Origin of the sequence: Psychrobacter sp. NPDC078501, from assembly GCF_044900935.1 — a bacterium.
In the GTDB taxonomy this organism is placed as follows: domain Bacteria; phylum Pseudomonadota; class Gammaproteobacteria; order Pseudomonadales; family Moraxellaceae; genus Psychrobacter.
In genome coordinates this window covers 19,263-32,498 of the sequence record NZ_JBJDOS010000011.1, presented here as the reverse complement: position 1 = coordinate 32,498, position 13,236 = coordinate 19,263, and the positions used below count along the sequence as shown (strand labels likewise).

Sequence of the window (13,236 nt, the reverse complement as noted above, 5' to 3'; positions counted from 1 at the left end):
CATGGTTGTTAACCTGACTTATATTGTATCTGATGTGCTAGGTAGTGCATTTTGACACAATTAAACCGCAGATGGTAACCGTTCATCTTTGTTACACTATTGTCACTCTTACTTTTGCTTAATGGTCGACATGGAAAAATTCTCACAAAAACTGCCATTTCTACAACAACGCTGGTTTCAATTCTTGCGATTTTTGGTTCGACATTTTTTTGAAGACAACTGTCAGCAAAAAGCAGCATCGCTAACCTACACGACTATGCTGTCGATCGTGCCTGTATTAACCGTTTTGCTCATGATATTGTCCTCTGTACCGGCACTGGCATCCGTCAGAGCGCAGATATACGAGGTCATTTATAGCAACTTGTTGCCGCAATCGAGCATGCAAGTCAGTGAGTATATCAATGACTTCGCCGAAAAATCATCGAACCTTACCATCATCGGCGCCATGGTGCTATTTTTTACCACCATCATGACCTTGACCACCATTGAGCGTGCCTTTAATCAAATCTGGCGAGTGGAGAGCCGCTCAGGTGGTATAAAGAGTCTGCTGCGCTATTGGACGATTGTAACCTTGGGCCCTATGGTGCTGGGTACGGCGTTTATCGCTTCAAGCACGGTACAAAGCTTGAGTTTTTTAAATCGCCAAATCGCAGGTTACGGGATCGATTGGGGGTTTTGGGTACAGGCCGTATCGATTGGTATCACTGTCGCAGGTTTTATTGGCATGTATTGGTTCATTCCTAAGGCGCGCGTACCAGCAAAAAATGCAGCCATCGCTGGCGTGTTCGTGGCCATTGTCTTTGAATTAATGAAGCATCTGTTTGGTACAGTGATGGCTAACTTTACTAGCTATGAAGCGATTTACGGCGCTTTTGCTGCCTTGCCTATTTTTCTACTATGGATTTATCTGTCGTGGAATTTGATTTTATTAGGCGTTGAAATCAGCTATACCTTGACGATTTTTGAGACAGAAGAAGTCTACCCTCGTCACCCGTTACTCAGCTTGTTAGACATGTTGAATTTGGTTTATACCCACCACTTAAAAGGTGAAGCTGTTAGCGAGCAAGCACTGCGTAATGTCTTAGGTCGCAAAGAGCTGCCAAAATGGTATACCTATATCAACTACCTACAAGACAGCAATCTGATTACCATGACAGATGATGACGACTATGTACTCAAAAGAGACCTGAGTAGGATGACGTTATGGGACTTTTATCGTACCTTGCCCTACCCACTTCCTATCAAGGACGAGTTGGATGAGATGAAATTGGAAGGTCAAAAGCCTTGGCTAAGTTTACTGGTAAAACGCTTTGAAAATACTGAGGGGTACGCCAAACAGCAACTGCATCTGCCGCTAAATGCTATCTTTGCCAATAGCGAACCTCGTAAACAATCTAATAGTAAGCATAGCGATGACCATAAATTATTTAGAAAAACCTCTGCCGCCACTGAAAACGTACAACGACATGATAATCTAGATAGACATAATGAGAATATTTATAACGGTAATGATTCAAATATTGAAGCCTCACCGCACCTAGAGCCTATGGCTTATGATAAAGACAGTGATATTGAGTATGACGATCACGACAATGAAGCCATCATACCTCTAGGGACTAGTAGTGAGAGTCATGCTGAGACAAATATGAGCAGACGTACGCACAAAAACGCTATTATTACAGAAGCAGATAACCCTAAGGCTCATCACAGTGAATAAAAATGATGGAGACAGTGTCTGGACACGTACGATCAATGCAGGTCAAAACAGGCTTAAGCAGTTCACTAAGTTGTGGTCAATACAAACGCTGACCGACTTGCCTGATCGCTTAAATAACTTGTGGCAATGGCTGATTGGCTCTTATTGGTTTATTCCAACCGCTTGTGTCATCGTCGGTATTTTGCTTGCTCCTTTACTAGTCGCGATTGATCAGCATTTTGATCGTGAAACCGTAAAAGAGATCTCCTTTGCTTTTACTGGTGATGACGAGGCGGCGCGCGCGATTATGACCGCCATCGCTGGTGCGGTACTGGGCGTGGCGGGTACGACATTTTCGATTACAATCGCCGTCCTGTCGATGGCATCCTCACAGTTTGGTCCAAGACTACTACGTAACTTTTTGACTGACACTCCAAATCAGTTTGTCCTTGGCGCTTTTATCGGTACATTTAGCTATAGCTTACTGGTATTGAAGTCTATCCATAAGTCTGACGTAGCTTTTGGTGTGCCGCAATTGGCAGTAACTTTTGCTATTATCATGGCGATTATCTGTGCGCTGCTTTTAGTTTATTTTGTACAGCATATGGTACATGCTATTCAAGCGTCACACGTCATTCAAAATGCTAGCAACGATGCGATTGCAAACATTTACTATTGGTATAATGATCGATGTGATATTCAACATCAACGCGATGCTGAGCACCATGATATTGAGCAGTTCCAAAACTGGCCTGCTATGCCGATTTATTCACCAAATTCAGGTTATTTACAGCAGATTTATCTTGAGTCATTGATTGCGCTGTCACAAGATTATGGTGGCGTGGTACAAATGCATGTCAACCTCGGTAATTACGTCACTGACAACAACGTCATTGGCTATTTTTATCAGTGGCCTGCCTCTCATCCGAATAATCGCCAAAGGACAGCAACACCGCATCTGGCAGTGATACCGAGAGCGCCTGATGGACTGTTTTGGCAACGTCTTGCAGGTTGCCTGCGACTTGAGCAACGATTGGCGCACTCTAACGACATTGCTTATAGCTTAGGTCAGATGACGGAAATTGCTGTACGTGCACTATCCCCTGGTATCAATGATCCAAAGACTGCGGTCAATTGCGTCCAGTCTCTAACCAGCTGTCTGAGTATCATGATGCGTCGCCAGCCACCGAGCCCTTATCACTTTCACATACCGCAATCAGACACTAACGATAGCTCTGAAAATACTATCAAACAGAAGCGTCTTGCCATATTGGCACTAGTCACTCATATCCCCAAAATTTCTGACTTTATCAATGTGTCACTCGGTGAGATACGTCGTTATGCAGCTGCTGACCTCATGGTCTTAAAAGCACTCTGTCAGGCAATGGTCAATTTGAATTATGCACGGGTGAACAGCGCACAGCAGCAAACGCTATTACATGAATTGCATCTGATTCAGCGCGCCGGAGAAGAGAATTTAAATTATCAAGAATTGGTCGATGATTTGGTCGCTATGTGCGAACAAGCCAAGCAATTTATCCTTGATAACGATGCGCAGCACAAGCATTTTAATTACGTGAATGATTTTGAAGCGGATATTCGTCAAGCGTTACAGACACAGTCTAGTTAATGACATGACCAGTTAACTGTTTAAATAGATGGCAATGTCAGCCCTTATAAGCACTTTACTTATAATTACAACACCTACAGCTAGCAACACTTATAACGTCCCTATAAGCCCTGCGCTTTAGATACTTTTTATATTCATATGAGACTTACTTTTTATGGCATCTGCAACCAGCCTCACCATCCTAGAAATCAGCGCCATATTTTTGTCGATTACTGCTTCGTTAACTTATATTAATCACCGTTTTATTGGTTTGCCGACCACTATCGGTGTCATGGTCATCTCTATCTTATTGTCAATCGGCGCGATATTTTTAGGCTTCTTAGGGTTTGATCAGCTGATTGATTACGAAGTCAGTTTATTGGAGCAACTTGATTTTACTGAAGTACTCTTAGACGGTATGCTATCAATGTTGCTATTCGCAGGCGCATTACACGTCAATATTGGTGATTTAAGACGCTACAAGCTACCTATAGGCATCCTTGCCGGACTTGGTACGATCATATCGGCGATGCTCATTGCAACCGCAATTTACTTTATGTTGCCACTCTTCGGTTTCGGCCTGCCGTTTCTCTGGTGTCTGTTATTTGGGGCGCTTATCTCCCCTACCGATCCTATTGCCGTCATGGGCATCCTGTCGTCAGCAGGTGCTCCAAAGAGCATCGAGACTGTCATCGCTGGCGAGTCATTGTTCAATGATGGTATCGGCGTGGTCATCTTCGTTTTATTGCTAGGGATTTTATCTAGCGGTGATATCCCTACTGCCCACTACGTCGCACATACTTTGGCGGTTGAAGCTGGTGGCGGCGTTGTATTCGGACTGGTACTTGGCGCAATTTTATACTACTTGCTCAAAAGCATTGATAGCTATCAAGAAGAAGTGCTATTAACATTGGCAGGTGTCATCGGTGGCTACGCGTTGGCCAGTCATTGGCATTTATCAGGGCCACTCGCCATGGTCATGATGGGTCTAATGGTTGGTAATCGTGGTCGCGAGCTAGCCATGAGTGACAAGACACGGCACTATATTGATTTGTTCTGGGAATTGATTGATGAGATTTTAAACGCCATTTTGTTTGTACTCATTGGTCTAGAAGTAGTGATGATTGCTTATTCAGGCAATTTATTTATCGCGAGTGGTTTGACGATTTTGATTGCGCTCGTTGCCAGATTTATCGTGGTAGGTATGACGACCAAGACCTTTCATCGTCAGCTTGATTTGCCTACGGGCGCATGGAAAGTACTAACGTGGGGCGGCTTACGCGGTGGTATCTCAGTCGCGTTAGTATTACAGCTACCTATCGGAGCTGAACGAGAGATTTTATTGGCACTCACTTATGCAGTGGTTATTTTCTCTATCTTGGTACAAGGTCTGAGCGTTGGAAAAGTCGCTAAAAGCATTCGTACCGATGAAAAAACAGTAGACGTATAAGCCAAAAATATATCAGGCACAAAAAATCCAGCATAAGATACTTGTCTTATGCTGGATTCTTTTGACTTAAATTTAAACGTTATATCAATCCCTTTCGTTTCATATTGCGATAAACCACAATAATAATGAGCAGATTAGAAACCAATATTCCAAGCTTAAACCAGTCAAATGGGCTAACGATCAGATAGTAGATTTCTATAGGAATAAATACCCCATAGCCTAACACCCCAAACCAATATGCCCATGTTTTGTCATGCCATAAGCCATAAGCTTCGAGGAAGCGCAAACTGGCGTAAGCAAATATCAATAATAAAAACATCGGCCAGTTTTTGCTTGCCTGCTGAGCAATACGTACAGCACTGTCTATTTGCGGAGCAAGCATATGGCCGAAGCTGCGTTGCCAAGTAACCGTTGCCGTCGTCAACCAATGCTCAAGATTGGTATGCCACCACCATAATGCCCCTGCTCCTAGTAACGCACCAACACCTTTGACTACCTCATAAATGGCCACTGCTTTGATAGACTCACTCGCCGTACTGCGCAATTTTTCTTGCTGACCATTCATAGTAACCCCTTTATCCTTCGAGGATGGCGGCAGACGGTCATCCTGTCGGGGCAAATTAGCCAAAGAATGTCTCCACAACACGTCCTTGCAACTGCTGATTGAAAAACGGCGTGTTCTTACCATTCGATAGCATAGACTGCGCGGTTACTTGCCACTCAAGGTTAGGATCGACTAATACTGCACCGCCAATAGCTTCGTACTGATCACTAATACCTGCAATTTTTGCAGGATTTAGGCAAATTTTATCTACTAATTGCGAGAGTGTTAAGACATCGTCATTTACCAGCTGACAAGCTAATGCCATAAACGTATCGAAGTTTGAGATACCTGGCGTACTTTCAGCAAATGGTGCTTTTTTGGCGGTGCTATTGAGTGGCTCGTGATGACTACAAATAGCATCGATAGTACCATCCTTTAATCCACGGCGGATTGCCTGCTGATCCGTATTACTACGCAGTGGTGGTAACACATACGCCTGAGCATTAAAGCCTTCAAGATTGTCATCAGTTAAGTAAAGCTGATGCATCGCAACATCGCAAGTCACTGGCAAGCCTTTATCTTTTGCCCAGCGCATGAGCTCAATGGAAGACTTACATGATAACTGGCTAAAATGAGCAGCGATTCCAGTCTCTTCAACCATCAATAGCTGCGTAGACAATGCAACCGTTTCTGCAATCCAAGGAATCCCTTGCAAACCATGATAAGAAGCAATATAGCCCTCATGTGCCACTCCATCTCCAGACAGACTTGGCTCATCAGGATAAAAGAATACTTTCATGCCAAAAGTCGCCGCGTATTCTAGTGTACGCAGCAATACTAAATCATTGCGAAAAGGTCTACGCGCATTGGATACTGCGATACAGCCGCCCTTTTTAAGCCCTGCAATGTTAGATGGTCGTTCGCCCTCTAACCCTGTGGTCAATGCACCCAAAATATGTAAGTAAATCCCGCCATCACTCAGGGCGCGCTCACGTAAGCCTTTTAAGAGTGAGCCGTTTTCTAAAATAGGATTGGTATCAGGCGGCGTAACCACATGCAAGAACCCATTACCACGAGCTGCGCTGCCTTCTGATTTTAGCGTACCGTGTTGCTGCTGGCCTGGCTCACGCAAGCGCGCGCATAGATCTACTAGTGGTGGTAATAACCACATCTCACGGCCAGAATCGAGTGTAGATAGTTTTTCTGTTGCAGTTTTCGGCAATGCATCTTTAAATGCTTTTGGTAAATGGTCAAGAATGGGTGCATCAGTATTAAGCATGGTAGACATAACGTTATTACCGTATCAATAAAATGAAATAAATGAGAATAAGTCGCGCGGCAGGCTATTACTTGCCAGCCGCTTGATGAGCGCGTTGACCTTCCATCGCAAGTGATAAGACTGCCATGCGAATGGCAATGCCGTTATTTACCTGCTTTAAGATAACGGATTGTGCGCCATCAGCCACACTAGAGGCAATCTCAACACCGCGATTCATCGGCCCCGGATGCATCACCAATGCATCAGGCTTAGCGAGAGCTACCCGCTCTGGCGTAATACCATAGTGCTTATAGTATTCACTTGATGATGCCAAGAGCGGCGAACCGATACGCTCATTTTGTATTCTTAATCCCATGATCACATCACAGTCGGTGACACACTCGTCCATGTTTTCATATACTTGTACACCGAAACGCTCAATACCTTTTGGCAGTAGAGTGCGCGGCGCACAAACACGAATGTCTGTCACACCTAGCGTTTGCAATGCACTGATATCAGAGCGTGCCACGCGTGAGTGCTTAATATCACCAACGATTGCGATAGACAGCTCTTCAAACGGGCGCGGTGCCTCACGGTGAATGGTCAACATGTCGAGCATCCCTTGAGTAGGATGCGCATGCCAGCCATCACCGCCGTTAATGATTGCGATATCAGGCGTGACTTCTGTTGCCATAAAATGCGCAGCACCTGATGCTGAATGGCGTACTACAAAGATATCTGCGGTCATTGCCTGTAGATTCCACAGCGTATCACGCAGACTCTCGCCTTTTTTGGTGCTCGAACGTTCGATATCGATATTGAGTACATTGGCACCCAAGCGTTTTTCTGCCACCTCGAATGTCGTACGGGTACGAGTCGATGGTTCAAAGAACAAATTCATGACCGTGTAGCCGTCTAACTCAGGACGATTGATTAGCTGTCCGTTTTCATCAAAGAAAGTCTCTGCTTTTGCAATAATAGCTTTGAGCTGTGCTTTATTAAGACCTTCAACACCTAAGAAATGCCGGATACTGCCATCGGTATTGAGCTGCGGACGACTCAATGAGGTATTGAGCCTTTGATGAATCGTATTGGGATCAAATTTTGCATAATCAGTCGGTGAGACTGGTTGTGTAGCGCTACTATCGATAGAATTTGACATAATGGCGAGTCTTTATTGTGGGTTTATATGAGTCTATAGTAATCACTTATTCATCTTTGTTCGATCATTTATCACTGATAGGCATAGATACAAAGGACATTTTGACGCTTATTTGCTACAATTTACCGTAATCAAATTCGACCGAAAAATAACCTCAGCAGACAATCAGAAAGCGTGAGTAGACATGCTGTATTCTCATAGAGAATAATTCTGGCAAAACTATAAATGAATAACAATAGATATAGTGTAGCCGATTTTGTGGTCGGGACAAAGATGCCGTATTAGCTATTTAAGAATTTACCTATTTCAGGTGTGCTAAATGCCACCTACTTCTTTACTTTGACACCTATCCGTTCTTTTACTTTCCATACTATTTATTAGGAAGCCTTATGACGACCTTAGCAGACTATCTAAACCAACATGCTACTAGCCCTGCACTTAACGACGTGATTACCACTGTCACTGATGTCGGTAAGACGATTTCACAACTGCTCAGAAAAGGCGCTCTAGCAGATATTTTGGGCGAAGCAGGTAATCAAAATGTACAAGGCGAAGATCAGAAAAAACTAGATGTACTGGCCAATGACCTACTGCTAGATGCATTGGCAAAAAATACACATTGTGCTGGTGTTGCTTCAGAAGAGCTCGATGATGCCACCCCTGCTAATGATGACGGTAGCCTATTGGTACTATTTGACCCATTAGATGGCTCATCAAATATTGATATCAATATGGCAGTAGGTACGATTTTTTCTGTTCTACCGTATGAGCGCCAAGGTCAAACCAGTGAAAATAGCGACTATTTGCAAGCCGGCAACAAACAGCTCGCAGCCGGTTATCTGCTATATGGTACCTCTACTGTCCTAGCGTTAACCATCGCTGATAAAGTCGTGATGTTTAGCCTAGATCCAGAGACTTCTGACTATGTGCTGATAGAAGACAATGTTCAAATCGATGTCGATACGAGCGAGTATGCTATCAATAGCTCAAACTATCGCTATTGGCGCGCACCGATGCAACAGTATATTGATGAGTTGATTGCTGGCGAGACAGGGGTACGTGGGCGCGATTTTAATACGCGTTGGGTCGCCGCTATGGTGGGTGACGTCCATCGCATCTTATGCCGCGGCGGTCTTTTCACTTACCCGTTTGATACCAAATACGCGCATAAAGCAGGTAAACTGCGTTTGATGTACGAAGCCAACCCCATGAGCCTATTGATCGAGCGTGCCGGCGGCGGTGCGACAGACGCTGTCAATCGCATTTTAGATATCAAACCAACTGAGATTCATCAGCGTGTTCCTGTGGTGCTCGGTAGCAAAAACGAAGTCAATTATGTTAGAGACTTACACGTCAATTATTCTGAGCAGTAATTGATATAAGTACTTTCTAAAAATAACCAGCTTACAGCGAGATTATAAGCTCGATGCTGGTTATTCACCCTCCTACTCTTCTCTAAGCGATCCACTATGGTACTAAATCCCACCGAGCTGATTACCTCAGATAAGAACACCACCGTCAAGCTTGTAAAAGCCCTATTGGCACAAGCACGTCAACGCAAAAAGCATGGTCAGACCGTCATAGAAGGCGTCCATTTGATAGATGCTGCGCTGCGTAGCGACTATCCATTTGTTCAAATAATACTGTCCGAATCAGCACGTAGTCATCCTGAAGTTCAGCAAATACTCACTCGTCTGCCGACTTATACGCCTATTCTTATTTTATCCAATTCACTGTACGAGAGTATTCGTAGCTTAGGTACTGGTATCGATATCATGGCTATCATCAACGTACCAACGCCTAACTTATCAATGATTGATGAGGACTGCTTGATCTTGAATGATGTACAAGACAGTGGGAATGTTGGTACGCTACTGCGCACAGCAGCAGCGGTTGGTATTCGCAACATCTTATGTACCAGTGCTACCGCGCAAGCTTGGTCTCCCAAGACGCTACGAGCAGGTATGGGTGCACAGTTTGCGCTGACTATTTATGAAGGCTTGAGTACGCAAGATATTTTAGATCACGTAAAAGTTCCACTGTTGGCGACTAGCTCACATACCGATACTTTGATTTATGATCACAACCTATCGGCGCCTGTCGCTTGGATTATGGGTCATGAAGGTCAAGGCGTCAGCGATGATTTGATGCAATGTGCTACCCCTATCGCTTTACCGCAGCCAAATGGCCAAGAAAGCTTAAATGTCGCTATTGCAGGGTCTTTATGTCTGTACGAAACCTTGCGCCAAAGACAGTACTCTTAGCGTCCATTTATAACTATAATTAAAATCTTCTCTATCAAGCAAGAAAAAACCCACTACCGATTGATAGTGGGTTTTTATTATCTGTCTACTACTAATATAGTCAAAGAAATCTAAAACGAATACAAGGCAGCCGACTGCAGATTGTACAAGTAGTACATCTAAGGAGGATAACGCCGTAGCCGTTTAGTAACTCTGTGACTATCCATTAAACCTTGCTAGTAAGCTCAGGAAGCGCTTCAAACAAATCTGCTTCTAAGAAGTAATCAGCAACGCTAGCGATTGGCGCTTCTGGGTCATTATTGATAGCAACGATGACTTTAGAATCTTTCATACCAGCCAAATGCTGAATCGCGCCTGAGATACCAGCGGCGATATATAGCTGCGGTGCAACGATTTTACCCGTTTGACCGACCTGCATATCGTTTGGCACATATCCTGCATCAACAGCCGCACGTGACGCACCAACAGCTGCGCCTAGTTTGTCAGCCAATGGCTCAATGTATTTGGTGAAGTTTTCACCATTTGCCAAGGCACGACCACCAGAAACCACGATACCAGCTGAGGTCAATTCTGGACGATCAGACTTAGCCATTTCTTCGTTCACAAAACTAGCTTTGCCAGTTTCTTGTACGTTATCGATAGTTTCAACAGTCGCTGAACCACCTTCGCTTGCTACTGGGTCAAATGCAGTCGTACGTACGGTTAGTACGACTTTGTCTTCTGTCGTTTTTACGGTTGCCGTTGCATTACCAGCATAGATAGGACGCTCAAACGTTTGCGCATCTACCACACCTGAGATTTCAGACAGCATGCTGACGTCAAGTAACGCTGCAACGCGTGGCATAAAGTTTTTACCAGTCGTGGTCGCAGCTGCTAGGATATGGCTGTAATCACCAGCGACATCAGCAACCAATAGCGCCACATTACCCGCCAGTTGATGCTCATAGGCCGCGTTATCAGCCAAGAGTACTTTTGTCACGCCTTCTGCTTTTGCTGCTTCATCAGCGACTGCTTGAGCACCACTACCCGCTACTAATACATGGATGTCGCCACCGATTTGCTTAGCAGCAGCGATGGTGTTCAAAGTTGCCTTTTTTAGACTGGCATTGTCGTGTTCTGCATATACCAAAATTGCCATGGTTTTAATCCTTTATTTATTCGTATTATCTATTCATGCGGTTGTTTGTGTACAAAGCTATTTGAGCGACCATTATTCAATATGAAACAAATCAGTCAAATGGATAACCTCGTACAGGATATGCCGTAACGAAGCGTCAAATCATTAAATGACTTTTGCTTCGTTTCTTAGCTTATCAACCAACTCATCAACTGACCCTACTGTAATACCAGCTTTGCGTTCAGCAGGTGGCACGACTTTAATAATCTCTTGCTTAGATGTCATATCGACACCGAAATCTGCTGGCGTTTTTTCATCAAGCGGCTTTTTCTTCGCTTTCATGATGTTAGGCAGTTTCGCATAACGGGGCTCATTCAAGCGTAGATCAGTCGTGATAACCGCTGGCAAATCAAGAGCAACCGTTTGTAGGCCGCCATCGATTTCACGCGTTACGTTGACTTTGTCGCCTTCAACCTTCACTTCTGATGCAAACGTACCCTGACCGATACCCATCAATGCCGCTAGCATCTGACCCGTTTGGTTGTTGTCGTCATCAATCGCTTGTTTACCCAACAAGATAATATCTGTGCTTTCCGTTTCAGCGATACTTTTTAGAATCTTGGCAACTTGTAGTGGATATGGTTTTTCGTCACTCACGACTAAAATACCACGATCAGCACCCAATGCTAGGGCTGCACGAATTTGCTCTTGTGACTCTTTTGGACCGATAGACGCGACGATGATTTCATCAATGACGCCAGCTTCTTTCAGACGAACCGCTTCTTCTACTGCGATTTCATCAAAAGGGTTGATTGACATTTTAGTGTTTGATAAGTCAACGCCAGAGTTGTCGGCTTTTACACGAACTTTTACGTTATAATCAATGACACGCTTGACCGCTACTAATGCTTTCATACGTTCCTCGTTTATTAATGTTATGAGTTAAAAATTGTCAGTTAAGAACCAAAGGTTCGTTGTGGTTCAAATTGTCGTTCAAAATACTGCTCAAGGTTATTACTACATCAACAGAATATTGTTAACTAAGAAAGATGAGCCAATATCTAAGAGCATATTAGCATTGTATCTCTTACTAATGAAATCTGCTAAAGCTAAGCCAACCGTTATTATCAGACCTATGTATCTTGCGTCAGCAGGCAGATAAGGTCAAGACAACGCCGTGAATAATGCGTCATAAATTTGTCAACACTCTACAATAAATAGTCTATAAGCGCATCATTTCATGATTTGCGTTGTTCAACAGCTCAAAATACTTGTACCTTTATAGCATTCTAAACCTTAGGTTTACTTAATATTTTGTTATTATTTATCTCTTTGAGGTTAACGGATAAGAATAGTTAGTTAGTTAATTAGTCAAGCTAGACCTGCGACTTACTATTCTTACTAGCGCCAAGCAATAATTCGCTATCTCGTATATCGTCAAATAAAGACCAGTCAGGTTCAACATCGTTACTTTTGATGACACTCATATCACCTGTCGTCTCCATAATCACCGCAAACACTTCTGTTTTCGCTTTGATACCATTTTTACGTAGCACTTCCTGCACATCGCTGGTACTAAGATTGGCTTCTTTTAAGTTGTCTTCTAGATACTCACCATGAGCCATTAGGATAATAGCTTGATTGTCTATCAGTGCTTTTAGCGGTTTTATTTTGCGTCTGATAACTGAAATAACGCCCTGAATTAAGAATAATACCGCAACAGCAAACAATCCTTGAAATAGAGAGGGCTTATCTGACAATACCGTCGACGCCAATATACTACCAATACCAACCGTCATCGCAAAATCATGGCTTGATAACTTAGAAAAACTGCGTAAACCCATCAATCGAGTAAACAACATCAGCCCTACATAAAAGCCTACAGCAGATAAAGAAATCCCGAGCACCTGTTGCCAGTCAATTGAAAGCCAATTTTCCCACTTCATAATACAACCTTATCTATTACATTTTTATTAAATCATTGTTCGCTATTACCTGATGATGTTGACCGTCAAAATCAATAGTACCTTACATTACCAACACTTTGTCATGCCAAAAAAGCCCCATAAAAAAAGCAACCTGATAAGAGGTTGCTTTTTTTTAAAGTCGATACAGTATTTTTATTGTTTTAACAAA

General features: G+C 43.4%; 11 protein-coding genes. 5 read left to right on the top strand and 6 right to left on the bottom strand.

Annotated features, from left to right (window positions below; genetic code table 11):
- Window positions 1-130 precede the first annotated feature (130 nt).
- From ACI2IW_RS12830 to ACI2IW_RS12820, 3 genes are all read left to right on the top strand, one after another.
- The gene (locus ACI2IW_RS12830; protein ID WP_404693866.1) at window positions 131-1,717 is read left to right on the top strand and encodes a YihY/virulence factor BrkB family protein; all 1,587 of its coding nucleotides are present in this window, start codon (window positions 131-133) and stop codon (window positions 1,715-1,717) included.
- Window positions 1,710-3,326 carry a DUF2254 domain-containing protein gene (locus ACI2IW_RS12825; protein ID WP_404693865.1) on the top strand — a complete coding sequence of 539 codons (1,617 nt, stop codon included), beginning with the start codon at window positions 1,710-1,712 and terminating at the stop codon, window positions 3,324-3,326. Before ACI2IW_RS12830 ends, ACI2IW_RS12825 begins: the two co-directional genes overlap by 8 nt.
- A 154-nt stretch (window positions 3,327-3,480) precedes the next feature.
- Window positions 3,481-4,755: a cation:proton antiporter gene (locus ACI2IW_RS12820; RefSeq protein ID WP_404693864.1), complete on the top strand. Its 1,275-nt coding sequence runs from the start codon at window positions 3,481-3,483 to the stop codon at window positions 4,753-4,755.
- A gap of 79 nt (window positions 4,756-4,834) precedes the next feature.
- Here the strand turns inward: ACI2IW_RS12820 and ACI2IW_RS12815 are convergent, their stop codons facing one another.
- Genes ACI2IW_RS12815 through ACI2IW_RS12805 form a run of 3 tightly spaced genes read right to left on the bottom strand, consistent with a single transcriptional unit; the run spans window position 4,835 to window position 7,719 of the window.
- Entirely contained in the window at window positions 4,835-5,320 is a 486-nt protein-coding gene (locus ACI2IW_RS12815; RefSeq protein WP_404693884.1) for a DUF2127 domain-containing protein, read from the bottom strand.
- A 55-nt stretch (window positions 5,321-5,375) separates the two neighbouring features.
- Window positions 5,376-6,587: a dihydroorotase gene (locus ACI2IW_RS12810; RefSeq protein WP_404693863.1), complete on the bottom strand. Its 1,212-nt coding sequence runs from the start codon at window positions 6,585-6,587 to the stop codon at window positions 5,376-5,378.
- Between the two features lie 58 nt (window positions 6,588-6,645).
- Entirely contained in the window at window positions 6,646-7,719 is a 1,074-nt protein-coding gene (locus tag ACI2IW_RS12805; RefSeq protein WP_114701674.1) for an aspartate carbamoyltransferase catalytic subunit, read from the bottom strand.
- 389 nt (window positions 7,720-8,108) lie between these two features.
- Between ACI2IW_RS12805 and ACI2IW_RS12800 the strand changes: the two genes are divergently transcribed.
- Window positions 8,109-9,092 carry a class 1 fructose-bisphosphatase gene (locus ACI2IW_RS12800; protein ID WP_404693862.1) on the top strand — a complete coding sequence of 328 codons (984 nt, stop codon included), beginning with the start codon at window positions 8,109-8,111 and terminating at the stop codon, window positions 9,090-9,092.
- 96 nt (window positions 9,093-9,188) lie between these two features.
- Window positions 9,189-9,983, top strand: a complete 795-nt coding sequence (locus ACI2IW_RS12795; RefSeq protein WP_404693861.1) for a TrmH family RNA methyltransferase — start codon at window positions 9,189-9,191, stop codon at window positions 9,981-9,983.
- A 205-nt stretch (window positions 9,984-10,188) separates the two neighbouring features.
- Here the strand turns inward: ACI2IW_RS12795 and ACI2IW_RS12790 are convergent, their stop codons facing one another.
- From ACI2IW_RS12790 to ACI2IW_RS12780, 3 genes are all read right to left on the bottom strand, one after another.
- Entirely contained in the window at window positions 10,189-11,121 is a 933-nt protein-coding gene (locus tag ACI2IW_RS12790; RefSeq protein ID WP_201549324.1) for an electron transfer flavoprotein subunit alpha/FixB family protein, read from the bottom strand.
- Window positions 11,122-11,265: 144 nt separating this feature from the next.
- Window positions 11,266-12,015 (bottom strand): electron transfer flavoprotein subunit beta/FixA family protein, encoded by a 750-nt coding sequence (locus ACI2IW_RS12785; RefSeq protein WP_404693860.1) that lies wholly within the window; start codon window positions 12,013-12,015, stop codon window positions 11,266-11,268.
- Window positions 12,016-12,476: 461 nt separating this feature from the next.
- Complete coding sequence (locus tag ACI2IW_RS12780; RefSeq protein WP_179799542.1) at window positions 12,477-13,046, bottom strand: DUF421 domain-containing protein; 570 nt, start codon at window positions 13,044-13,046, stop codon at window positions 12,477-12,479.
- Window positions 13,047-13,236 lie beyond the last annotated feature (190 nt).